The following is a 22,490-nucleotide window of genomic DNA, read 5'->3' as shown; positions in this document are numbered from 1 at the left end:
GCGGCCCGTCGAATCCTTATTGAACGTCGGTATAACTGGGCACCGGCATCGAGTCGTGCATCCGGACGCTCTTGGCGTTGAGCTTCGCCAGCGACCGCGACAACGACCCCGGCATCGCCGAAATCCGCTGCGCGCCGCGGGTTAACGCCCACACCCCGAGCGGCGAGCTGGGGATGATGCGCTTGGCGGCGCCGCGCGCGAAGGCCCGACTGCGGTGTACTGGCTCACGCATCGCCAGCTCGTAGGCGGCGAACGCGCGTAGGTGATCCCCATCCGCGCGCGCGAGCTCGCCGGCCAGCACATAGGCGCCGAGCACCGCCAGGCTGGTGCTGCCGCCCACGGCCGGGCCGGGGCAATAGCCCGCGTCACCCACGAGGGTGACCCGCCGGCGCGACCACCTGTCGAGTCGAAGCTGGCTGATGGCGTCGAAGTAGAACGCCGCGGTGTCGTCGATCTCACCGAGCCAGCGGTCCACCTGGGGGTGCATTCCCCCGCACCTCTCGCGCAGCAATGCCCTCTGCCGCAACCCATCGTGGTGGTCGTAGTCCAGCTCGTCGTGGCTTCGGAAGAGGAACGCCACGCGCGCGTCGTCCAGGTGTGCTGCGGTGTAGGCGACCGCCACGCGACCGACGCCGATGTGGCTGATCGTCCCGGCGTCCCCGGCCAACGCCTTGGGCACGGATATCACCGCGAGGTAGCCGCCCAGGAAGCGGGTCAGCTCGGCCTCGTCACCGAAGGTCAACTGCCGGACGTTCGAGTGCAGGCCGTCGGCGCCGACGATGACGTCGAACGTGCGCGGCGCCATGTGCTCGAACGTCACCTCGCCGTCGTGGTCGATCGAGGTGATCGAGTCGCCAAAGAGGTACTCGACGTCGTCGCGGCCGGCGGCGTAATAGATCTCGCTCAGGTCGTCGCGCATGATCTCCACGTGCCGGTCCGAGGCAGCGCTGATGATCTTGGTGAGATCGACGTCGTTGGGCCGAGCGTGTCCTTCGCGGTACATCGTCAGCCGCTCGTTCCCGGTCGCGCGGGCCTCGATGTCAGGCAGGACGCCCATCTTCGCGGAGATATCCATCGCGGGTCGGAACAAGTTGACGGCATGACCGCCGGCCGTGCGGAGCGACGGCGCGCGCTCGACGACGGTGACCTCGAACCCCCGCCGCGTCAGCCAGTACGCCAGCACCGGCCCCGCGATGCTGGCGCCGGAGACGAGTACTCGCATCACCCGCCTCCGTCACTGTCTCGCTTGCCGGTGTTCGGCCCGCAGCCTACCCGCATCGTCGCCGGGCGGTGTTTGATGGCCCGCCTCCTCAGCGGCCCGTTCCGGGCCGCATCGTCGCCGGGCGGTGTTTGATGGCCCGCCTCCTCAGCGGCCCGTTCCGGGCCGCATCGTCGCCGGGCTAGAGTCACCGCTATGCGCTTCGGTCTCTTCATACCGCAGGGCTGGCGAATGGATCTCGTCGGCATCGCACCCGAAAACCACTGGGCCGTGATGCGGGATCTGGCCGGTTACGCCGACGGCGGGGCCTGGGATTCGCTGTGGGTGTACGACCACTTCCACACGGTCCCGCTGCCGATGGACGAGGCCACCCACGAGGCGTGGTCGCTGATGGCCGCGTACGCGGCGACCACCTCCCGGGTCAAGCTCGGCCAGATGTGCACCGCGATGAGTTACCGCAACCCCGTCTATCTTGCGAAGGTCGCCGCGACGGCCGACATCATCTCCGGCGGCCGAATGCAGATGGGCATCGGGGGAGGCTGGTACGAACACGAATGGCGCGCCTACGGTTACGGATTCCCCTCGGCGGGTGTGCGATTGGGCCGACTGGACGAAGGCGTGCAGATCATGCGCGAAGCCTGGCGCGACGGCAAGGTCAGCTTCGAGGGCAGGCACTACCAGGTCGATGGCGCGATTGTCGCGCCTAAGCCCCTGCAGGACAACGGCATTCCGCTGTGGATCGCCGGCGGTGGCGAGAAGGTGACGTTGCGAATCGCCGCCCAATACGCGCAGTACACCAACTTCACCCCCGAGCCGGAGGCGTTCGCGCACAAGTCGGACGTCCTGGCTGAGCACTGCCGCGACGTGGGTACCGACTTCGACGCCATCGTGCGTTCGGTCAATGTCAACGCCGTCGTGGGTTCGTCGGACGCCGACGTCAAAGACCGGCTGCAACGCGTCCGCGACCGCCTGGTGGGCCACGTGGCCGAGGCGGCGGCCGACGCCATGATCGCGGGCACCAGCGGACCGGAATCGGCGACGGGAACGCCGGAACAGGTCATCGAGCGGCTCAGCAAGATCCGCGATCTCGGGTGCGAGTACGCCATCTGCTATTTCCCCGAGGCCGCCTACGACCGTTCCGGCATCGAACTGTTCGAGCGGGAAGTGATTCCCGCCCTGAGCTAGACGTCGCTGGTGACGTACCTGGTCTTGACCGGCGGCGCAGCCAACAGCGGAGGAAGTTGGGTGAGCTTGCCCTCGCCGGCGCGAAATGCGCGGTAGGCCTCGTCGTGGTCGACCGACTCCCAGATTTCGTAGATGAGCCAGTGTGCTTCGTCCTCCTCGTCGACAAGGACGTCGGTGCGGACGTTGCCGTCGAAAGCCCGAGTGTCCTGCAGCGCGCGGCCCATCAGCTCGCGCCCGGCAGCGACCTCGTCGGGCTTGAACCTCAGCTCCAGTATCACAGTGACCGTCATCGGCGTCTCCTTGGTTGCGACAGCGATAACAAAGATAGCGGGCGCGCGGTGGTGACGGTCGCGTCGGTCTGAATCACTGCCGCTACTACGCACTGTGGCCTATGCGGCGTACTCGGGCAATGCGATGTCGTCGCGGAATTCGTTCCGAATCCCCCAGCCGGCCAGGGGCTCAACGTTCAGCAGCTTGGATGCTCGGTTACGTGTCCATAAGCCTAGCGCCGTCCTCGGTGCGAAGATCGCGACGAACCCCCGGGCCGACCGCTGTCTCGCCTCAACGATCGGTCGCAGTCGCCGTTCGTAGCGACAAAACGCATCCCGGTAATCAACTCCGGTGCGACTCAACTCCCCGCGAGTATGTAGGCCTGCACCATAGCCAGACCCGTCCCCTCACCGGCCAGCACAGAGACCGCGGCCGCGGCGTCACCGATGAGCGCTACTCGCCCGTCCCACCAACGGTCCATGACGATTTGGCTGACGCGGTCGAAGTACACATCGGCGGCCCCCGTCCAGCGCGCGAAGGATCTCCGCGCATTCCCAGCCCGCGTTGCCGAAGACTTGATGCAGCGTCGCTTTGGCCTGTGACGCATCCTGCGGATCGGGCCCGCCCATTCGGGCAGATTCGAAGACGAAGAGGAACGAGGTAAACGAGTTCGTCGCGTGGCTGATAGCCCTCGGCTTCGAATGCGGCGACTCGGTAGCCGAGATCCTTCTCAACTGTGGGTTGAGGACCAAATGCTAAGTCCCGCAAGGGATGATGGATGCCGTCCGCGCCGACGAGCAGGTCGAATTGCCGTGCCCCGCCGCGCCTCAGTGTCACCAGTACGCCTGCATCACTGTGCGTGACGGCGCAAATGCTTTCCCCGAACAGGGTTTCAGTGCGATCGCCGATGGAGCGATAGATGGTGTCCGCGAGATCGCCCCGGGGCACCGTGAGAAAGCGGCCGTTGATATTCCGTTGGAACAGCTCGGCCGAAAAGCCCCCCACTCTCCGTGATCGCTGATCAACGAGTCGCACCTCCCGCACCCGGTAACCGGCGGCGTGTAACTCGTCGGTGATCCCCATGCGCTCGGCGACGGAATACCCCCGCCCCAAAAGTCCACGGCATAGCCGCCCGTGCGGAATCGCCACGCCTTCTCTATCAGAGTCGGCTCGTGGCCATAACGTGATAGCCAATATGCAAGCGTTGGGCCGGCAATGGCGGCGCCGGCGATGGCGATCTTCATGCGCCAACCTTTCTCAGCGATGAAGTTGGCAACATACTACTATGCAATAGTTGCATTCAGAAATAAAATTGGTGCCGAACTGACCGGTGGGCGTATCGATCTTGCATTGACACCGGAGAGGAGAGCGCTGTGCTGAAGGAGCGTACGGATGTATCCGTCGGGGTTCAGGTGCTGGAGGCTGTCGGGACCGTGACCGAAACTGACTACGAGCGGGTGTTTGCGCCGATGGTTGAAAGGGCGGCGCACGCGGGGCATCGGATGCGCCTCCTGTACGAGTTCGGACCGGGATTCCGATGCATCAGGGCGGGTGCGCTGTGGGCCGACGCGCGACTCGGTTCAAGTTACTTGCGAGTGCTCGATGGCTGCGCCGTGGTGAGCGATATTGCTTGGGTCCGGGGCCCAAGCCGCGCCATTGGCAAGTGGATGCCATGCCCGCTTCGGGTCTATGGCATCGATGAGCGCAACGAGGCCGTCGCGTGGTTGACTGCGCTGCCGCAATGCGCTGACGTGTCCGCCCGCAGGATCGCCAGGGCCTACATCGGTGGAGTCGGTGCCGCCCTGATGAGCCTCAAATGGCTGGCCCCAGGAGGTCATCCGCGTCGCGGATGATGTAGCCGTAGCCCTGTTCGGCCAGGAAGCGCTGTCGGTGTGCGGCGTATTCGGCGTCGAGGCTGTCGCGCGCGACCACGGAATAGAAGATCGCTCCGCCGCCGTCGGACTTGGGTCGCAACAGCCGGCCCAGCCGTTGGGCCTCCTCCTGCCGTGATCCGAACGTTCCCGAAACCTGCACTGCCACAGACGCTTCGGGGAGATCGATGGAGAAGTTTGCGACCTTGGACACCACCAGCGTGGAGACCTCGCCGCGCCGGAAGGCGTCGAACAGCGCCTCGCGCTCCTTCGTGCGGGTGGAACCCTGGATCACCGGGGCGTTCAGCTCCGCGCCGAGCTCGTCGAGCTGATCGAGGTAGGCGCCGATCACCAGCGTCTGTTCGTCGGGGTGTTTGCCCAGTATCGACTTGACCACCGCGACCTTCGAGTGTGCTGTCGAGCAAACCTTGTAGCGCTCTTCGGGTTCGGAGGTGGCGTAGATCATGCGTTCATTGTCGGTCATGGTGACCCGCACCTCGACGCACTCCGCGGGCGCGATCCAACCTTGCGCCTCGATGTCCTTCCACGGCGCGTCGTAACGCTTGGGGCCGATCAGAGAGAAGACGTCGCCCTCACGCCCGTCCTCGCGGACCAGCGTGGCGGTCAGGCCGAGGCGCCGCTTGGACTGCAGATCGGCGGTCATCCGGAACACCGGTGCCGGCAACAGGTGCACCTCGTCGTAGATGATCAGCCCCCAGTCGCGGCTGTCGAACAGCTCCAGGTGCCGGTATTCGCCCTTGGTGCGGCGCGTGACCATCTGGTACGTCGAGATGGTCACCGGCCGAATCTCCTTGCGTTCCCCGGAGTACTCGCCGACCTCGTCCTCGGTCAGGGACGTACGAGCAACGAGCTCGCGTTTCCATTGCCGCGCGGCGACCACGTTGGTGACCAGGATGAGCGTCGTCGCGCTGGCCCTTGCCATCGCCGCAGCCCCGACCAGTGTCTTGCCGGCACCGCATGGAAGGACCACCACCCCGGAGCCACCGGCCCAGAACGAGTCCGTGGCCATCTCCTGATAGTCGCGCAGCTGCCACCCGTCCTGCGCCAGGGTGATCGGGTGTGCCTCGCCGTCGACGTAGCCAGCGAGATCCTCGGCGGGCCAACCGATTTTGAGCAGCATCTGTTTGACCCGGCCGCGCTCGCTGGGGTGGACGACGACCGTGTCGTCGTCGATGCGGGCGCCGAGCATCGGCGCAATCTTCTTGTTGCGCAGGACCTCCTCGAGCACCGCGCGGTCCAAGCTCACGAGGGTCAGGCCGTGCGCCGGATGTTTGACCAGTTGGAGCCGGCCGTAGCGGGCCATGGTGTCGACGATGTCGACCAGCAGCGGTTGCGGAACCGCGTAGCGCGAATAGCTGACCAGCGCGTCGACCACCTGTTCGGCGTCGTGGCCCGCGGCCCGGGCATTCCACAGTGCCAGCGGGGTGATCCGGTAGGTGTGGACGTGTTCGGGTGCACGCTCGAGCTCGGCGAACGGCGCGATGGCGGCGCGGGCATCCCCCGCCTGCTCGTGGTCCACCTCGAGCAGCACCGTCTTGTCGGACTGCACGATCAAGGGTCCGTCAGTCAAGTCGCCGCTCCTCGTCACTTTGCGCACCGCACCGTCTCCGGGTGCGGCGCATCCGTCCGTCCATTATCGGCCGTTGGCCGACACCACCGACGTGATGCGATGGATCGCGAAATCGCGCATCCGCCCCGACGCCGAGTCGAAGGCCACCAATTGCCCACCTCGGACGGTGACCGGCGCCACCACTCGCTGGGTCGCCACGCCGGCCGCGTCCAGATAACCGATCACCAGCGTGTCTTGTTCCCGCGCCGCGCGCTGCAGCAGGGACATGGTGACGGCCGGGTCGACGCGGATGTTGCCGAACGGAGCCGCGATCACTTTGCGCAGCACGGCGACGACGGCGTTCAGGCTGTCGCTGTTCGGGCGCGGCACGGGGCGATAGGGCCGACGCTGCTGCGGTGTGGGCACCCGGGCCCCCCGCGGGCGGACGTCGACCACCGAACCCGAGGAATCCTCGGCGGCCGGCGCGAAGCCCGCGCCGCGCAGCGCGCCGAGCACCTCGGCGATCGGAGCCGGTGACACCGCCACCGTCGGCGCCAGGGTGCGCAGCTGCAGCTGCTCGGCGGCGGCCACCGCCTGGGCCAGCAGCGCCGGGTCCTCACACCGCACGAAAGACGACGCCATGCCGATCCGGAGCTGACCGTGCCGTCGCGCGACGTCGTCGATGAGATAGGTGAGACCCTGCGGCACGGGGGTTTTGGAATGTTTCGCGAAGAACTCCTGCATCCAATCTCGCGTTTTGCCGATGTCCAAGGCGTGCCGGATCGACGGTTCACTGACGCGATAGACCATGGCCGCCCCGGCCGACTCGACGGTGGCCACCGTCGCCAGCTCCTGCGCGAGTTCGCGTTGCAGCGGTCCAGGCACCACGACGGTCAGGTCGGCCTGGACCAAGAAGTGGTCGATCGGCGGGGGCATCGCCTTCGCCATGGCGTCGACCGCCCGCTGGGCGGCATCCGGGTCCGCCGCCTCGTTCAGCACCGCGCGGCCGGGCGTACTGATCGCCCCGCGACCCACCAGGCCCAGAGCGTGGCTCTCGGCGAGCAGGTGCGCCACGGGTTCAGGCTGCAGCCGCCTGGCCCAGCGCGGGCGGAGCCAGATCAACGCCTCGGAAGCCTCGGCAGCGCTGACGCCGGCGCCCGGCGGCAACTCCGCGAGCATGCCGAGCAGGAGTCGACGGTCCAGTGGTGCCGCCGTCGAGTAGAGTGAATCCGAAAGCGCGCCATACGGTTTGGAATCGGGGCCGCGCGTCCCGATCAGCGCCGGGCGGCCCGGGAGGTCCAGCCAGGTGTCGGCCAGCAGGTGCCATCGCTCGGCTGGGGACATCGCGGTGAACCGGTCAACGGCCCCCGTCGGCGTCCAGTAGGGCGCGTCTCCGGTGGCCGGCAGGGGATCGGGTGTCCCGCTGGCGATCAGCCCGGCCGCGGCCACGACCTCGAGGATCAGGCCGAGGCGGGGTTCGTCGATACCGGTCGACTTCGCCAGCCGTTTGACGTCGCGCACGCCCAATCCACCGCTACGGAGCTCGGAAACGGGCGCGGTGCTCAGCGTTTCGAGCAGCACGTCGACCTCCCGCAGGAGATCGACGACCGCCCCGGCGGCCGCCGCGTCGACGTCGCCCGGGGTGGTCGTGGTGACCACGGGGTCGGGCGCCGTTAACTGCATCGGGCCCGGCTGCTCGCCGCGCAAGACCTGCCCGACGTGGCGCGGCAGGATCACGGTCTCGGCGTCGACGCGTCGCAGCAGGCCCAGCGTCAGCAGCTGGGGCACGGGCCGGTCGGCGGCGGCGCCCGGCGCGGCGTCCCGGGTGCGTCCCATCGGCGATCCCTCGAGCAGCCTCTCCAGCACGTCGAGCTGCGCCTCGTCGAGGCCGTCGATGAGAGTCGCGATCTGCTCGCCGGAACGGGACGAGTCCTCGAGCGTGACCTGGCCCGGGTGCCACGGTAGGGACGTGCCGGCGTCGGGCGCCACCCGGAGCGCAGCGTCTCCCCAGGCCAACGCGCGCTGCCGGAGGTCGTCGAGCGCGTCGACCACGTCAGCTTCGGCCGCCCGATCGCCGATCAACGCCAGCAGCTTCGAGGTGGGTACCGGTGTCGTATCGGCTTGCAGCACCAACAGCGCGTCGAGCACCGCGAGTCGCAAAAAATCCAGGTCATCGGTGGCGGCCTTGACCGACTGCCGCGCTTGCGCACGCGCGGCGAGCGCGGCGATGCTGCCCGGCGGGGGCTGGGCGAGGTCCGGCCGCAGCTCGAGCAGCCGGATCAGCCGCTCGTCGGACAAGTCGGCCAGCCAGGACCCCAGCGGGATATCCGGGGTGTTGTCGGTCATCGCGACCAGCGTAAAGCAGCCGGCGGACTTGGGGACGGCGGCGAACTGGCGTCCATCGACGGCGGCCGCCCTAACCCCCCCAACTGGCGGGCTTGCGCGACATGCCAGCGCACGACCTGTCAGAATGGACGCCGTGGCTGACATTGCTGAGGGCAAGGCCCGCAAAACCAGGTACGTCGACAACGGCTGGCCCGCGACCGATCCCGATGATCATCCGGTAAGCGAACTGGCGACCGATCGGACGGGTGCCTTGTCCCCGTTCGGTGAACTGGTCTTTCCGCTCCCGGCGACCGACCTGCCCTACGTGCACCCCGTCACAGACACCACCTGGTAGGTCGTTGATGACTAGGGCGTCCGGGGCGTCGGGCGCACTGTCCCACCTCGACGAGCGCGGCGCGGCCCACATGGTGGACGTCAGCGAGAAGGTCGCCACCAAGCGGACCGCCGTCGCCGCGGGCGCACTGCGCACCTCCGCCGAGGTGGTCGAGCTGATTTCCACCGGCGGCCTGCCCAAGGGTGACGCCTTGGCCACCGCACGCGTCGCCGGAATCCTGGCGGCCAAGCGCACCAGCGACCTGATCCCCCTGTGCCACCAGCTGGCGCTCACCGGCGTCGACGTCGAATTCACCATCCGCGAGTCGGACGTCGAGATCACCGCGACGGTGCGCAGCACCGACCGGACAGGGGTGGAGATGGAGGCGCTGACGGCCGTCAGTATGGCTGGGCTGACTCTGTACGACATGATCAAGGCGGTTGACCCGGCCGCCCGCGTCGACGGCATCCGGGTGCTGCGCAAGGAAGGCGGCAAGACCGGAACTTGGGAGCGGTGATGAGCGCCCGGTCGGCACGCGTGATCGTCGCCTCGACCCGAGCTTCGGCCGGGGTGTACGACGACCGGTGTGGGCCGATCATCGCCGAATGGCTTGAGCAACGGGGGTTTTCCCCCGTGGAGCCCGAAGTCGTCGCAGACGGCGAGGCGGTCGGCGAGGCGCTGCGCAACGCGGTCGACAGCGACGTCGACCTGGTGATCACCTCGGGCGGCACGGGCATCTCGCCCAGCGACAGCACCCCGGACCAAACGGTCGCGGTGCTCGACTACATGATTCCCGGGCTCGCCGACGCGATACGCCGCTCGGGCCTGCCGAAGGTGCCGACGTCGGTACTGTCGCGTGGGGTGTGTGGCGTCGCCGGACGCACGCTGATCGTCAACCTTCCGGGTTCCCCCGGTGGGGTGCGCGACGGCCTGGGCGTGCTCGCCGATGTCCTCGACCACGCGCTCGATCAGCTCGCCGGTAAAGATCACGAGCGATGACGCTCGTCGTTCGCGCCGCGATGACGGACCACCCGATTGTGCTGGCGGAGCACGAGGAGCTGGTGAACCACCAGTCCGCCGGCGCGATCGTCGGCTTCGCCGGCATGATTCGCGACCATGATGGCGGCCGGCGAGTCGTGCGACTGGAGTATTCGGCGCATCCGTCGGCCGATCAGGTCCTCGCGGAGGTGGTAGCCGAGGTCGCCGAGCGGTCCAGCGGAGTCCGGGCCGTCGCCGCCAGCCACCGCGTCGGCGCGCTGGGCATCGGAGACGCCGCGCTGGTCGCCGCGGTGGCCGCCGACCACCGGCAGGCGGCCTTCGCCACCTGTGCCGATCTGGTCAACACCATCAAGGAGCGGCTACCGGTGTGGAAACACCAGTTCTTCGATGACGGAACCGAAGAATGGGTGGGCTCGGCCTAGCGGTGATCGCGAGCGCGGGGGCGTAGTCGGGCGTGACGTGTCGCCGCGCTGGATCTAGCAACGAGCGGCCTAGCCCAAAGCGGCGCTCAAATGCCGTCGGCGCTCCCCCCAGAGCGGATGTTGCCTGCGGGGAGCGCCGAGCGGTCTGGCTTGCTAAGGCCTCAGCTGAGGACGGACGGCTGTCCGACGGCGTCTAGGGCGTCGTTGCCGTGGACGTCTTGCCCTTGGATCGCGTCCCAAAGCTGCTTCGTGAAACTGACTTCCGAGGCCTGCTGCGGCGCGCCAGGGGCGTCGTTCGGAGCCGGCGGCAGGGCATCGACCGGCGGGGCGTCCGGCGGCAGGGCGTCGGCCGGCGGGGCCGGCGGCGGCGCATCGGGCGGCGGAGCCGGCAGGTCCGCCGCCGGTGCCGGCAGGTCGTTGGACGCCATCTGTACCGGCGCGACGGGCGGGTCGGCCGGCGGCGGAGGCGGCAGCGGCGGAGCGTCCGGCGGGGGTGCGTCGGCGGGCGGCGGCGCGAGGGGCGCGGGCTGGCCGTTGAGGCCTGGCGCATCGAGCGGCGCGTCCAACGCGGCGGGCGCGGGGACCTCGCGCGGGGTCGGCCCCGACAACCCATGCCCGCACACGGGCCAGGCGCCACGGCCCTGGGAAGCCAATACGCGCTCCGCGACCGCGATCTGCTGTTCCTTGGTGGCCAGCTCGGCCGACGGGGCGTACTGGCCGCCGCCGTGCGAGGCCCACGTGCTGGCGCTGAATTGCACACCGCCGTGGTAGCCGTTGCCGGTATTGATGCCCCAGTTGCCACCGGACTCGCAACGGGCCACCTGGTCCCATTCGCCGTCCGTTGCCGCGGCCGCCTGGGCAGCCAGGGCAATGCTGCCGCCGCCAAGAACCGCGCCGGTGACGGCGAGCTTGGCGACGCTGATGTTTGAAGTAGTGGGCTTACGGTGACGTCCACTCATACGCGCCGGGATATTCCTCTCTCGTAACGCGCCTGCGAGGTCAGCTGTCGGGTTCGGGTTGGAGAGGCCACCCGGCCGGCGTTACGTTCCGCGTTGGACGCGACGTCGGCTTCACCCCAAGGGGTCGCGAGCGACCCCGATCCGATCACGGTGGACCGGTGGGTCCCCCGTCTCCATCCACTTCCGGTGTTCCCCCGCCTACTGGATGGAGCTCGGCGCGATAGGTGGGGGAGGAACGCCAATCCGGTTTAGCTTGGCGAGCCATCGGTGACGCTAGCGGTTTCCGTCGGGCGCGTCACGTTGGGTGAAACTCGGCGTTTCCCTCACGGCCACTTCCGAAAACCCCAGGAACACCTAGAGTTTGCGCAGGTAATAGCACCCGCAATCGAAGCGTGTCCGCTTCGTTATCGTTCCGTTACGTGAGATATTTCACAGTTTCAGCCGCCCGCAAAAGGGGGTAAGACATCGATCGTGTTGCCGGGGAGTAACACTGCGGTCTCGTCGCGGACCGCCACGCCGTTGCATAGGTACGAACACCGGCTCAAAACCTCGGCAAAGCGACTACCCGGGACGGCAAGTCTTTCCACAAGTTCCGCCACCGTGGTCCCCGCGCGGAGCACCATCGTCTGCGACTCTGCTCCGGCAGCCGCGCGCGCGGCTGCGAAATAGCGGATCGTCACTTGCACCCCGTCGGCGGATGCGGTGCCCACGGGACTAGCCACCGATCGCGCTCATCGGCCGGTCGGGCTGCACGAAGTCAGGGTCGTTGATGCCGTGCCCGGCGGGCTTCGCCCACATGGCCGCGCGCCAGGCCGCCTCGACCGCGTCGTCGCCCGCCCCGCCCCGCAGCAGGCCGCGGAGGTCGGTCTCGCGCGTGGAGAAGAGGCAGCTGCGCACCTGGCCGTCGGCCGTCAGCCTGGTGCGGTCACAGGTCGAGCAGAAGGCATGGGAAACCGAGGCGATGACGCCGAATTTTCCGCTCGGCGTATCCGGGCCGGTGTCGATCAGCCAGAGCTCCGCGGGAGCCGATCCTCGCGGCGCGGGATCCGGACGCAGCCGGAAGTGCGGGCGCAACGCGGCGAGCACATCGTCGGAGCTGAGCGCCGCGTCGCGGCGCCACCGGTGTCCCGCATCCAGCGGCATCTGTTCGATGACCCGCAGCTGGTAGCCGTGGTCGAGGCAGAACCGCACCAGACCGACCACGTCCTCGCGTCCGGTCGCCGGGTCCAGCACGGCATTCACTTTGACCGGCGTCAGGCCCGCGGCCTGCGCGGCGGCCAAACCGGCCAGCACATCGTCGAGGCGGTCCCGGCGGGTGATGGCGGCAAAGTGGCTTCGGTCCACGCTGTCCAGCGACACGTTCACCCGGTTCAGTCCGGCGTGCGCGAGCGCCGCCGCGCGACGGGCCAGGCCAACACCGTTGGTGGTCAGCGAGATCTCGGGGCGGGGCCGCAGTCGCGCCGCCGCCGCTACCACCTGTTCCAGGTGGCGGGAGAGCAGCGGCTCACCGCCGGTGAACCGCACGCTGGTGACGCCCAGGCGGGTGACGGCGATGTGCATCAGCCGGCCCAGCTCCTCCGGTCGCAGCAGTTGGTTGCCGGGCAACCAGTCCAGGCCTTCGGCCGGCATGCAGTAATTGCAGCGCAGGTTGCAGCGATCGGTCAGCGACACCCTCAGGTCGGTGGCGACCCGCCCATAGGCGTCGACCATTGGGCCGGCCGTCGGCGCCTGGTGGGCGGCGGTTTGTCCGCCGTCGATGCGGCTCGGCATCGTCGGCAGGCCCAGCGCGGTCAGCGTCATGCGGGCACCGGAGTGTGGTGGGACGACGAACCGACGGGCACGATCCGCTTGCCCAGAGGCGCCAGCGATACCGGAATGAGCTTGAGGTTGGCCAGCGCCAGCGGGATGCCGACGATCGTGACGGCCATGGCCGCCGCGCTCACCAGGTGGCCGATCGCCAGCCAGATGCCGAAGAGCAGCACCCAGATGACGTTCCCGACCAGGGCGCCGGTCCCCGAGTTGGGCTTGTCGACGATGGTGCGGCCGAATGGCCACAACGCATAAGAGGCAATGCGCAACGATGCAAAACCGAACGGGATGGTGACAATCAGCAGGAAGCTGACAAGGGCCGCCACCAGATAGCCGACGGCCATCCAGAGGCCGCCGAACACGAGCCAGATGACGTTCAGGACCAGGCGCATATCTCCTCCAGCGGTAGTGCCAGCCTACCGAGTGACGCCTATAAGGGGGTGCTCGTCGGGCGGGCATCCGAGTAGGATCAGAATTCGACTCGGCGTCCTGCGCAGGCGGGACGCCTCTTGTGTTGTCCATGCTAGTGATCCATCAGACAAGCGGGTGAGACCAGTGCCGACCGGCAAGGTTAAGTGGTATGACGCCGACAAGGGGTTTGGCTTCCTGTCACAGGAAGACGGCGAGGACGTCTACGTCCGGTCGTCGGCGCTGCCCGCCGGGGTCGAAGGGCTCAAAGCGGGCCAGCGGGTCGAGTTCGGCATCGCTTCGGGCCGGCGCGGTCCGCAAGCGTTGAGCCTCAAGCTGATCGAGCCGCCGCCCAGCCTCACCAAGACGCGTCGCGAGACTCCTTCTGTCGAGCACAAGCACAGCCCGGACGAACTGCACGGCATGGTCGAGGACATGATCACGCTCCTGGAGAGCGTCGTGCAGCCCGAGCTACGCAAGGGCCGGTACCCCGACCGCAAGACCGCTCGCCGGGTATCCGAGGTGGTCAAGGCGGTGGCACGGGAGCTGGACGCCTAGACCGGCGGCCTCGGGGCCGCCGGGCGTCGACTTGTTGGGCTTTGTCGGGCAACTTGGCAGCATCAAGTCGACGTTGGAGAAGGGACGGGGACGGATGGCGGGGTACATCGCACCGGCGGGCGAGTTCACCCGCGACACCAACTACATCGCCACACGGGTCACCGCCGACGGCCGCGACGGGTATCCGGTTGAGTCCGGCAGGTATCGGCTGGTCGTCGCTCGCGCCTGCCCATGGGCAAACCGCGCGATCATCGTGCGGCGGCTGCTGGGTCTGGAAGGCGCTCTCTCCATTGGGTTTTGCGGCCCCACCCACGACGAGCGCAGTTGGACTTTCGATCTTGATCCCGGCGGTGTGGACCCGGTGCTGAAGATCTCGCGGCTGCAGGACGCCTACTTCAAGCGCTTCCCTGACTATCCCAAGGGCATCACCGTCCCCGCCTTGGTCGACGTCCCGACCGGCGCGGTCGCCACCAACGACTTCGCCCAGATGACCTTGGACTTCTCGACCGAGTGGACCGCCTACCATCGCGACGGCGCGCCCCAGCTCTACCCCGAGCCGCTGCGGGCCGAGATCGACGAGGTCAACAAGCGGGTCTACACCGAGATCAACAACGGCGTCTACCGCTGCGGCTTCGCCGGCTCACAAGACGCGTACGAGGCGGCCTATGACCGGTTGTTTACCGCGCTGGACTGGGTCAGCGACCGGTTGGCCAACCGGCGATACCTGGTGGGAGACACCATCACCGAGGCCGATGTCCGGCTGTTCACCACGTTGGCGCGGTTCGACCCGGTCTATCACGGCCACTTCAAGTGCAATCGAAGCAAGCTGAGCGAGATGCCGGTGCTGTGGGCATACGCTCGAGACCTGTTCCAAACGCCCGGTTTTGGCGAGACCGTCGACTTCGTCCAGATCAAGCAGCACTACTACATCGTGCACGCCGACATCAATCCCACTGGGATTGTGCCCAAGGGCCCCGTACTGGCGAACTGGCTGACTCCGCATGGCCGAGAAGCGTTGGGCGGCAGACCCTTCGGTGACGGGACTCCTCCCGGGCCGCCCGCCGATCGCGAGCGGGTTCAGGCGGGCCACGGCGCCTAGGAGCGATGCCGGTCAAAGTCGGCAACCTCTCGCGACCAAGGCGCGACGCGCCCGCTCGACGATGACCTGTGGGCGGTAGCGCAGCATGTCGGCGCTCACTCGGACGACCACCCAGCCGCGTTTCTCGAGTTCGGCCAGTCGATCGATGTCCCAGGTTCGCTGCGCCGGATCGGTCCAATGTTGGGCACCATCGAATTCAACGCCGACAAGCCACTCCTCCCATCCCATATCGATGCGTGCCCACACCGCTCCCCAATCGTTGAGCACCGCGATCTGCGTCCGGGGGCGTGGCAGTCCGCCGCCGACTAGGGCCAGGCGGGTCTTCGTCTCGCACGGTGACTCGGCCCCACCGTCTACAAGCTGCAATACCCGCCGCAATTGAACCAATCCCCGCGCCCCCCGGTGACGCTCGATGAGCACATCCACATCGGCGACTTTCACCTCGGTGGCCCGCATCAACGCGTCCAGCCGCGCGACTGCCAATATCAGGCCCTTGCGCCGACCCAGATCAAAGGCGGTGCGCGCCGGGTTAGTCATGAAGATGCTGTCACGCAAACAGATTTCGTCCTCGTCGAGGGTATCGCTGTGCAGGATGATGCCGCGGGCTTTGTCACGGCTGTGTCGGTTGAGTTCTGCGGGCAGCCAGTCGTCGATCCATGGCGTGCGGTGGAGCGCCGCCGCGGAAAGGCCAGCGAGGGTGGCTGTCCGCCCGGACCACAGCCAAGCGGCCACCGCTCGGGTCACCGGCGTCAACTTCTGATCCCGCCGGATGTAAACATTGCGATGGATCATCTCGTAATCGGTCCGCAGCCGATGCCGAGTGACGATGCCAGCTGCCAGCGCGTCGGTGCCTCTGAATGGCCAGTTCGTGATTTCCATGGCGACACGGTGCCAAGGGGCACCGACACGTTCCGCCGAGTGTCGAGTTGTTGTGTGGAATTGGGGTGTTTGGCGGCAACTAGTCGACGTTGGGCGGGGGCGGGGGTTGGGCGGTCGGCCCCCGACCGCCGAGTGTCGAGTTGTTGTGTGGAATTGGGGTGTTTGGCGGCAACTAGTCGACGTTGGGCGATGTGGTGGGGGTGGGGGCGACGATGGGGTTGGGCGCGATTAATAGATAAGGCGCACAGACCATTCGGCGTGCGGGGCCTCGCGAAGTTCCCCTGACGGGTCCACCACCAGTGTCAGCAACTGTACGACGATTCCGGTCAGCCGCCCGCGCTGCGGATCGACCGGCGGAATGGTGACGGCGAGCCGAGTATTCGGCCGAAACATCTGGGCGGTGGTGTTGGCGGGATCCTCGTACACCTCGAGCAGTCGCCAGGGCGCGCGGTAGATGGCGTCGGGGACCGACAGCTGGACCGGATAGCGCTCGCTCACCCGCAACTCGCCCTGGGTCTGCGGAGTCTGACAGTCGTCGAGGTTGAGCACGTTGCAGTAGGTATACGGACCCACGCGGGTCAGGTGGCCGTGCGAATACGCGCTGATCTCGGGCCGTTGCGGCCCGGTGGGACGGACGAGCAGCCACGTTCCGATGCCGACACCGACGCATGCCAGTGCCAAGACGGCGGCGAGCAGCACGGCAATGCCCCGCCTCTTTGCGGGTTTCACTCCGGCACCACCGCCGGACTGTCGCGGCGCGAACCCTCTTGTTCGACCATGACCGGCCGGTTACCGCCGAGGCCCGGTATCAACGAATCGCCGCGGAAACTGACGAGCGTCTGGGCCAGGCCGAGGATGAGCAGCGCGGTGACCGCGGTGAAGCCGATCCACCATTCGGTGTAGATCATGACGCCCAGCGCCCCGCCCAACACCCAGGCCAGCTGCAGCGTCGACTCGGAACGCCCGAACCCGGATGCCCGCGATTCCTCCGGCAGGTCGTTCTGCAGCGAGGCGTCGAGCGACGCCTTGGCGATTGCGCTGGAACCAGACGTGACCAGGGTGGCGATCACCACCACCATCAGCGTGCCGGCCACGGCGCCGGCCAGCGCGACCGCGCTGACGGCCATCGTGCAGCGCACCACCAACGCGGCGGGTCTGCCCAGTTTCAGGCGGGCGCTGGCGAAGTTGCCGGCAAAGTTGCCGATGCCGGCCGCGGCGCCGATCATGCCGAGCATTCCGAGCTGAACCCACCCGTTGGCCTGATGAGCCTTTGCGACGAACGCTGGGTACAAGAACAGAAAACCCACCATCACCTTGATCGTGCAGTTGCCCCATAGCGAGGTGATGATGTTGCGCCCCAACGGTTGTCGAAGGGTGCCGCCGACCTTCTTGACCTCCTCGGGCCACCTGCGCCGGGGCTCTTCGCTGTCGCGGCGATAGCTCAGGGTGGCGGGGACCTCGCCCGCGGTCACCTCCACCCAGCGCGGAATACGCATCGACAGCAGTGCGCCGGCGACCGTGACCGCGATGACGACGAACAACGCGCCGGGCAACCTGAACAGGTGCGTGCAGGCGAACTCGACGCCCGCCGCTACCGCACCCCCGGCGATCGTGCCGCCCAGCAGCCCGAAGACGGTCAGCCGGGAGTTGACCCGCACCAGGTCGATCGTCGGCGGCATGACCCGCGGGGTCACGGCGCTGCGCAGCACGCTGAACGATTTGGAGAACACCATCATGGCCAGCGCGCACGGATACAGCACCCACGAGGGATAGCTGCCGGAGGCACCGTCGTAGTTCATGATCAGCACCAGGGCCAAGGCTGTGCGCAGCGCGAACGATGCGGCCAGCGCGACGCGGCGACCGTGCTGCAGCCGGTCCAGCGCCGGCCCGATGAGCGGGGCGATCACCGCGAACGGCGCGATCGTGATCAGCAGGTACAGCGCCACCCGACCTTTACTCTCCCCGGTCGCCGCGGCGAAGAACAGCGTATTGGCCAGTGCGACCGCCATCGCGGCGTCCACCGCGAAGTTGGCGACAACCGGCCACGTCAGCGCGGTCAGTCCCGACTTGTCGGCGCCGTCCGCAGTGGCGGCACGCTGAACCATCGAGTACATCCGCGAACCCATTTCGCGACTCCGCTGTGCTGCGGCACGGGTGACCGTGATGCGCTCGCCGGGGGCCTGGACGCGGGGAGGCGGGCTGCTCTGATCTCTGCCGCCGTGGTCTGACTGCTGGCCCAGGGGCGGGAGATAGCGATTGGCGCTCGGCATCGCCTGCGGGCGGCGCGTTCGCCGATAGTCGGCGCCGTTCGCGTCGCCGGCGGGGTAATTGGCCATGCCAGGATGTTGGGTCGACGACCCGTTGCGAGGCCGGCCGCCCGGATTGGAGGCAACCCGCCCCGCATCGTCACGCCGCCGCCCAGACACGCACCAATTCTCTACCATGCGGAGTCGATGCGTCTGCAGGTAAGCGGGTGTGGCTCGCCGACCTAGTATGGAGTCGCATTGCAGAGAGGGGACAGCGTGACCGGAACCAACGGGGATTCCGCCGTGGCGACCGTGGCCGAGTGGGCCGACGGGTTGGCGACGGTGCTCAGCGGTGCGGTCGACCAGGCCAGGGCCGCCGTCGCGGAGTTCGGCGGCCCGGACTCGGTCGGTGACTATCTGGGCGTCAGCTACGAGGACCCGACCGCCGCCACCCACCGCTTCCTGGCGCATCTGCCCGGCTACCAGGGTTGGCAGTGGGCCGTCGTCGTCGCCGCCTATCCCGGCGCCGACCATGCCACGATCAGCGAAGTGGTCCTGATCCCGGGTCCGACGGCGCTGCTCGCCCCCGACTGGGTGCCGTGGGACGAGCGGGTCCGGCCCGGTGACCTGAGCCCCGGCGACCTGCTGGCGCCGCCCGCCGACGATCCGCGGTTGGTGCCGGGCTACGTCGACAGCGGTGACCCGCAGGTCGACGAGACCGCCGCCGAGGTAGGCCTGGGGCGGCGCTGGGTGATGAGCGCCGTGGGTCGCTCCGAGGCCGCCGAGCGCTGGCACACCGGGGACTACGGTCCGGACTCGGCGATGGCCCGCTCGACCAAGCGCGTCTGCCGCGACTGCGGCTTCTTCTTGCCGCTGGCGGGATCACTCGGCGTGATGTTCGGCGTCTGTGGCAACGAACTGTCCGCCGACGGGCATATCGTCGACAGGCTGTACGGCTGTGGCGCGCATTCCGACACTCCGGCACCGGCGGGAACGGGCTCGCCCGCGTACCAGCCGTACGACGACGGCGTGCTGGACGTCGTGGCGCCTCCGCCGGCCGCGGCCGAACCGGAGCCGCGCGAGCCGGAGCCGTCCGAGCCGGAACTGCAGCTCGAGGCGACCGACCTTGCGGCAGAGCCGGCCGAACCCGGACCGACGGAGCCAACCAATCCGACCGAGCCGGAAGAGCCGACCGAGCCGGGAGACTAGCCGCTCTCGACGGCGGCCTTGATCTTCGCCAGCGAGGCGTTCATGCCGTCGAGCAGTTCGCGCTCGAAGTTGGTGGTCCCACCGAACAGCGCATTGATTGACAGGTTGGAGAATGCGGTGACGCCGTTCTCGGCGTGCCGGCTCTCGATGAGCCGGGTGCCGTCACCATGGGGCTCGAGCTCATAGCTCCACACGGTGTGGTTCGTGTCGACCCGGAACGCGAGCTTCCGCTCGGGGACGACCTCGATGACCGTGCAGGTGGTCGGCCAATACATCCTGTTGCGGCGGTTGACGTTGAGCGTTTTAGTCCCCGGGCGTACCGGGCCGAAGGGCTTCATCCAGCGGCATTGCGGGCTCCACTCCGGCATCCGCCGGAAATCGGAGATCAGCACCCACACCGTGGCGGCCGGTGCGTCGACGTCGATGTGCGTTTGCAGCAGCGGGGCTACCATTGCTCCTCCCGTGTTGGTTGCGTGGCGGATCTAAGTTCGCCGCAGGTAGTTCTCCAGGCCGGATTGCGCGCCACGGGCGCCCCGGCGCGCGGCGGCGAGCTGCCACAGGAAGATGCTCGTGCCGAGCAAACCGATTCCCAACCCGCCCAGTGTCACCGGTCGCCAGCTGTCGAGACCGGGCACGAGGAACGCGGCGGCCGCGGCGATCAGCCAGCCCAGCGCGCCAAGCGCGATGAACGGCCACACGTGCAGAAGCGCCGGCGGTAGCGGCGGCGCCTCGGGCGACTGGCCGGGTTCTCCTGACATCGCGAATAACATAGCCCGTCCGCGGGTCGGGCTTCCGCGGAAGTGGTGGCGCGGCCGATCGTTAGCGGTCCGTTATCGCGAGTTCTCGGCTTCCGTGTAACCTCGCGCCATGCCTGACAGCGATGCGAGGCTGGCCAGCGACTTGTCGCTGGCCGTCATGCGGTTGGCCCGCCAACTGAGATTTCGCAATCCGTCGTCGCCGGTGTCGCTGTCGCAGCTGTCCGCGCTGGCCACCCTCGCAAACGAGGGCCCGATGACACCCGGGGCCCTGGCGATTCGGGAGCGGGTCCGACCGCCGTCGATGACAAGGGTGATCGCTTCGTTGGCCGAGATGGGCCTGGTCGACCGGACCCCGCACCCCGTCGACGGCCGCCAGGTGCTGGTCTCGGTGTCCGAGTCCGGCGCCGAGCTGGTGAAGGCGACCCGCCGCGCGCGCCAGGAGTGGCTCGCCAAGCGGCTTGCGACCCTGGACACCGACAAACGCGAGACCCTACGACATGCGGCCGATCTGATGCTGGCACTGGTCGACGAAGGCCCGTGAGCCTCGGCTTAGACATCCAGGACATCGACGACCCCGATGACCCACGGCTCGACGATTTCCGCGATCTGAACAGCGTCGATCGACGTCCGGATCTACCGACCGGCAAGGGGCTGGTGATCGCCGAGGGCGTGCTCGTCGTCCAGCGGATGCTGGCCTCCCGTTTCACCCCGCATGCCTTGCTGGGGACCGACCGACGGCTCGGGGAGTTGAAGGGCGATCTGGTCGGTGCCGGGGCGCCGTTCTACCGGGCGTCGGCCGACGTCATGGCGCGAGCCATCGGCTTTCACCTCAACCGTGGCGTGCTGGCGGCCGCCAGGAGGGTGCCCGAACCCAGCGTCGCCGAGGTTGTCGAGGGTGCGCGGACCATCGCTGTGCTCGAGGGCGTCAACGACCACGAGAACCTGGGATCGATCTTCCGCAACGCGGCGGGCCTCGGCGTCGACGCCGTGGTGTTTGGTAGCGGCTGCGCCGACCCGCTCTACCGTCGCGCCGTCCGGGTATCGATGGGCCACGCCTTGCTGGTGCCGTTTGCGCGGGCGGCGGCCTGGCCCGCCGAATTGGTGATGCTCAAGGAGAGCGGATTTCGCCTCCTGGCGATGACCCCGGACGGGCGTGCGTGCCCGCTGGCCGAGGCGATGGCGGCGGCGCGGGACGACCGCGTCGCGGTGCTCGTCGGCGCGGAGGGACCCGGCCTCACGCCGGCCACGCTGCGCATCAGCGACGTGCCGACACGCATCCCGATGTCGCGGGGCACCGACTCACTCAACGTCGCAACAGCGGCGGCCTTGGCGTTCTACGAACGCGTTAGGCTCGCTCGGTGAGCGACGACTCCGTGCCCTGGGGAACGGGTTTGACGGTGGCGGCGTTCGTCGCCGCGCTGATCGGGGCCGCCGTGGTGGTGTTGAGCCTGGGCCTGATTCGCGTGCATCCGCTGTTGGCGGTGGGCCTGAATGTGGTGGCCGCGGGCGGGCTGGCCCCGACGTTGTGGGGCTGGCGACGCACCCGGGTGCTGCGTTGGTTCGTCTTGGGCGCGGGAGTCGGCGTGGCGGGGGGGTGGCTGACGCTGCTAGCGCTGTCCGCCTGAACGCACCCCGAGCAGCACGTCCTCCCACGCCGGGATCACCGGCTTGCCGCGTCGGGTGTGCACCGGCTGCTCCTGCGGGGCCTCGACCGGCGGCGGCGCGGGGGCTTCTTCGAAGTCGATGTGGGCAACCTGCGCGAGCGGCCGCAGGGGGCGGTCGAAGTTCGGGTCGATCAGCGCGCTCGCCGCGTCGTCGATCGCAGTGGCCGTTCCGCCGTGGGCGCCCGGGGTGTAGAAGAAGTGGGCGATGTTGTCGGAGCGACCGACCTTCCACGCCAGCTGTACCGTCCAGCGACTGTCCTCGTTACGCCAGGCATCCCAGCTGAGCTTGTCCGGTTCGAGGCCGCGGGTCACCAGGGCGGCGCTGACGGTTTCCAGCAGCGTCAACACCGCGGGCCCGTCCGCGAGCACCGGGTGGGCGGCGGTGGCCAGTTCCGCGGCACGGGCTCGCTCGAGCAACACCGGGTGGGCGAACCGGCGCACCCGGGCGATCTCGGAGCCCGACGCCGCGGCCACCTGCTCGACGGACGCTCCGGCGCGGATCTTGGCCTGAATCTCTCTGGGGCTCAGCATGTTGGTGACCTCGATGTCGAGCTGCGGTTGCTCCGGCGGTATCCGGTCGCCGCGCACGGCGGCCCTCAGTTGCTCGTCGATCGCCAGCTTGAACTGCTCCGCGGGATCGTCGCCTTGGCAGACGACGTGTTTGCCGTCGGCGTCGAGCCCAACCACCTTGAGTTCCCGCATGGCC

General features: G+C 68.2%; 25 protein-coding genes, 2 pseudogenes and 1 riboswitch. Of the genes and pseudogenes, 12 read left to right on the top strand and 15 right to left on the bottom strand.

The genetic code is table 11. From position 1 onward, the window contains the following. Positions 1–16 precede the first annotated feature (16 nt). Entirely contained in the window at positions 17–1,222 is a 1,206-nt protein-coding gene (locus tag SKC42_RS00900) for an FAD-dependent monooxygenase (RefSeq protein ID WP_330962448.1), read from the bottom strand. A 192-nt stretch (positions 1,223–1,414) separates the two neighbouring features. Between SKC42_RS00900 and SKC42_RS00895 the strand changes: the two genes are divergently transcribed. Then, the gene (locus SKC42_RS00895) at positions 1,415–2,404 is read left to right on the top strand and encodes an LLM class F420-dependent oxidoreductase (protein ID WP_330962447.1); all 990 of its coding nucleotides are present in this window, start codon (positions 1,415–1,417) and stop codon (positions 2,402–2,404) included. Here the strand turns inward: SKC42_RS00895 and SKC42_RS00890 are convergent. Together SKC42_RS00890 and SKC42_RS00885 are read right to left on the bottom strand one after the other, a co-directional pair. Beyond that, a complete protein-coding gene (locus SKC42_RS00890; protein ID WP_330962446.1) occupies positions 2,401–2,694 on the bottom strand; it encodes a putative quinol monooxygenase in 294 nt (97 codons plus the stop codon). The two genes, SKC42_RS00895 and SKC42_RS00890, sit on opposite strands and share 4 nt — an antisense overlap. 99 nt (positions 2,695–2,793) lie before the next feature. Continuing rightward, positions 2,794–3,918: pseudogene (locus tag SKC42_RS00885) on the bottom strand (FAD-dependent monooxygenase). A 129-nt stretch (positions 3,919–4,047) separates the two neighbouring features. On the opposite strand from SKC42_RS00885, the gene SKC42_RS00880 reads away from it, so the two are divergent. Continuing rightward, positions 4,048–4,527, top strand: coding sequence for an STAS/SEC14 domain-containing protein (locus tag SKC42_RS00880; RefSeq protein WP_330962445.1), 480 nt, complete (start codon positions 4,048–4,050; stop codon positions 4,525–4,527). Here the strand turns inward: SKC42_RS00880 and SKC42_RS00875 are convergent. Together SKC42_RS00875 and SKC42_RS00870 are read right to left on the bottom strand one after the other, a co-directional pair. Continuing rightward, a complete protein-coding gene (locus SKC42_RS00875) occupies positions 4,487–6,136 on the bottom strand; it encodes a DNA repair helicase XPB (RefSeq protein ID WP_330962444.1) in 1,650 nt (549 codons plus the stop codon). The two genes, SKC42_RS00880 and SKC42_RS00875, sit on opposite strands and share 41 nt — an antisense overlap. A gap of 63 nt (positions 6,137–6,199) precedes the next feature. Further along, positions 6,200–8,461, bottom strand: a complete 2,262-nt coding sequence (locus tag SKC42_RS00870) for a helicase-associated domain-containing protein (RefSeq protein WP_330962443.1) — start codon at positions 8,459–8,461, stop codon at positions 6,200–6,202. A gap of 133 nt (positions 8,462–8,594) precedes the next feature. On the opposite strand from SKC42_RS00870, the gene SKC42_RS00865 reads away from it, so the two are divergent. From SKC42_RS00865 to SKC42_RS00850, 4 genes are read left to right on the top strand one after another with little or no spacing between them, the layout of a single operon-like run. Next, a complete protein-coding gene (locus tag SKC42_RS00865) occupies positions 8,595–8,795 on the top strand; it encodes a hypothetical protein (protein WP_330962442.1) in 201 nt (66 codons plus the stop codon). A gap of 7 nt (positions 8,796–8,802) precedes the next feature. Further along, positions 8,803–9,291: a cyclic pyranopterin monophosphate synthase MoaC gene (gene moaC / locus SKC42_RS00860; RefSeq protein WP_330962441.1), complete on the top strand. Its 489-nt coding sequence runs from the start codon at positions 8,803–8,805 to the stop codon at positions 9,289–9,291. Next, the gene (locus tag SKC42_RS00855; RefSeq protein WP_330962440.1) at positions 9,291–9,773 is read left to right on the top strand and encodes a MogA/MoaB family molybdenum cofactor biosynthesis protein; all 483 of its coding nucleotides are present in this window, start codon (positions 9,291–9,293) and stop codon (positions 9,771–9,773) included. The genes moaC and SKC42_RS00855 overlap by 1 nt, the downstream gene beginning before the upstream one ends. Continuing rightward, positions 9,770–10,195, top strand: a complete 426-nt coding sequence (locus tag SKC42_RS00850) for a molybdenum cofactor biosynthesis protein MoaE (RefSeq protein ID WP_330962439.1) — start codon at positions 9,770–9,772, stop codon at positions 10,193–10,195. Before SKC42_RS00855 ends, SKC42_RS00850 begins: the two co-directional genes overlap by 4 nt. A 275-nt stretch (positions 10,196–10,470) precedes the next feature. On the opposite strand, the pseudogene SKC42_RS00845 reads toward SKC42_RS00850, so the two are convergent. The 4 genes and pseudogenes from SKC42_RS00845 to SKC42_RS00830 all read right to left on the bottom strand — a co-directional run. Next, positions 10,471–11,154: pseudogene (locus SKC42_RS00845) on the bottom strand (transglycosylase family protein); the annotation flags it as partial. A gap of 13 nt (positions 11,155–11,167) precedes the next feature. After that, positions 11,168–11,382: riboswitch (cyclic di-AMP (ydaO/yuaA leader) on the bottom strand. A 209-nt stretch (positions 11,383–11,591) separates the two neighbouring features. Next, entirely contained in the window at positions 11,592–11,864 is a 273-nt protein-coding gene (locus tag SKC42_RS00840) for a MoaD/ThiS family protein (RefSeq protein WP_330962437.1), read from the bottom strand. Positions 11,865–11,868: 4 nt separating this feature from the next. Next, a complete protein-coding gene (gene moaA, locus SKC42_RS00835) occupies positions 11,869–12,954 on the bottom strand; it encodes a GTP 3',8-cyclase MoaA (protein ID WP_330962436.1) in 1,086 nt (361 codons plus the stop codon). Further along, positions 12,951–13,355, bottom strand: coding sequence for a YccF domain-containing protein (locus SKC42_RS00830; protein WP_330962435.1), 405 nt, complete (start codon positions 13,353–13,355; stop codon positions 12,951–12,953). The genes moaA and SKC42_RS00830 overlap by 4 nt, the downstream gene beginning before the upstream one ends. Positions 13,356–13,518: 163 nt before the next feature. Between SKC42_RS00830 and SKC42_RS00825 the strand changes: the two genes are divergently transcribed. Beyond that, positions 13,519–13,929 carry a cold-shock protein gene (locus SKC42_RS00825; protein WP_330962434.1) on the top strand — a complete coding sequence of 137 codons (411 nt, stop codon included), beginning with the start codon at positions 13,519–13,521 and terminating at the stop codon, positions 13,927–13,929. A gap of 94 nt (positions 13,930–14,023) precedes the next feature. Further along, positions 14,024–15,028 carry a glutathione S-transferase family protein gene (locus SKC42_RS00820; protein ID WP_330962433.1) on the top strand — a complete coding sequence of 335 codons (1,005 nt, stop codon included), beginning with the start codon at positions 14,024–14,026 and terminating at the stop codon, positions 15,026–15,028. 12 nt (positions 15,029–15,040) lie between these two features. On the opposite strand, the gene SKC42_RS00815 is transcribed toward SKC42_RS00820, so the two are convergent. From SKC42_RS00815 to SKC42_RS00805, 3 genes are all read right to left on the bottom strand, one after another. Further along, a complete protein-coding gene (locus tag SKC42_RS00815; RefSeq protein ID WP_330962432.1) occupies positions 15,041–15,907 on the bottom strand; it encodes a hypothetical protein in 867 nt (288 codons plus the stop codon). Positions 15,908–16,135: 228 nt separating this feature from the next. Further along, positions 16,136–16,636 carry a DUF2771 domain-containing protein gene (locus SKC42_RS00810; RefSeq protein ID WP_330962431.1) on the bottom strand — a complete coding sequence of 167 codons (501 nt, stop codon included), beginning with the start codon at positions 16,634–16,636 and terminating at the stop codon, positions 16,136–16,138. Beyond that, positions 16,633–18,351, bottom strand: a complete 1,719-nt coding sequence (locus tag SKC42_RS00805) for an MFS transporter (protein ID WP_330962430.1) — start codon at positions 18,349–18,351, stop codon at positions 16,633–16,635. Before SKC42_RS00805 ends, SKC42_RS00810 begins: the two co-directional genes overlap by 4 nt. A 78-nt stretch (positions 18,352–18,429) precedes the next feature. On the opposite strand from SKC42_RS00805, the gene SKC42_RS00800 reads away from it, so the two are divergent. Further along, entirely contained in the window at positions 18,430–19,362 is a 933-nt protein-coding gene (locus SKC42_RS00800; RefSeq protein WP_330962429.1) for a DUF3027 domain-containing protein, read from the top strand. On the opposite strand, the gene SKC42_RS00795 is transcribed toward SKC42_RS00800, so the two are convergent. Next, the gene (locus SKC42_RS00795) at positions 19,359–19,814 is read right to left on the bottom strand and encodes an SRPBCC family protein (protein ID WP_330962428.1); all 456 of its coding nucleotides are present in this window, start codon (positions 19,812–19,814) and stop codon (positions 19,359–19,361) included. The two genes, SKC42_RS00800 and SKC42_RS00795, sit on opposite strands and share 4 nt — an antisense overlap. Positions 19,815–19,844: 30 nt before the next feature. Further along, entirely contained in the window at positions 19,845–20,120 is a 276-nt protein-coding gene (locus tag SKC42_RS00790; RefSeq protein ID WP_330962427.1) for a DUF2530 domain-containing protein, read from the bottom strand. A 109-nt stretch (positions 20,121–20,229) separates the two neighbouring features. On the opposite strand from SKC42_RS00790, the gene SKC42_RS00785 reads away from it, so the two are divergent. Genes SKC42_RS00785 through SKC42_RS00775 form a run of 3 tightly spaced genes read left to right on the top strand, consistent with a single transcriptional unit; the run spans position 20,230 to position 21,745 of the window. Further along, on the top strand, positions 20,230–20,661 hold the full coding sequence (locus SKC42_RS00785; RefSeq protein ID WP_085255978.1) for a MarR family transcriptional regulator: 432 nt from the start codon (positions 20,230–20,232) through the stop codon (positions 20,659–20,661). After that, entirely contained in the window at positions 20,658–21,482 is an 825-nt protein-coding gene (locus SKC42_RS00780) for a TrmH family RNA methyltransferase (protein WP_330962426.1), read from the top strand. Before SKC42_RS00785 ends, SKC42_RS00780 begins: the two co-directional genes overlap by 4 nt. Then, positions 21,479–21,745, top strand: coding sequence for a DUF2537 domain-containing protein (locus SKC42_RS00775; RefSeq protein WP_330962425.1), 267 nt, complete (start codon positions 21,479–21,481; stop codon positions 21,743–21,745). Before SKC42_RS00780 ends, SKC42_RS00775 begins: the two co-directional genes overlap by 4 nt. Here SKC42_RS00775 and sepH read toward each other — a convergent pair. After that, entirely contained in the window at positions 21,728–22,486 is a 759-nt protein-coding gene (sepH, locus tag SKC42_RS00770; protein WP_330962424.1) for a septation protein SepH, read from the bottom strand. The two genes, SKC42_RS00775 and sepH, sit on opposite strands and share 18 nt — an antisense overlap. Positions 22,487–22,490: the final 4 nt, after the last annotated feature.

The organism is Mycobacterium sp. 050134, from assembly GCF_036409085.1.
GTDB lineage: Bacteria > Actinomycetota > Actinomycetes > Mycobacteriales > Mycobacteriaceae > Mycobacterium.
This window is presented reverse-complemented; position numbering and strand designations above follow the sequence as displayed.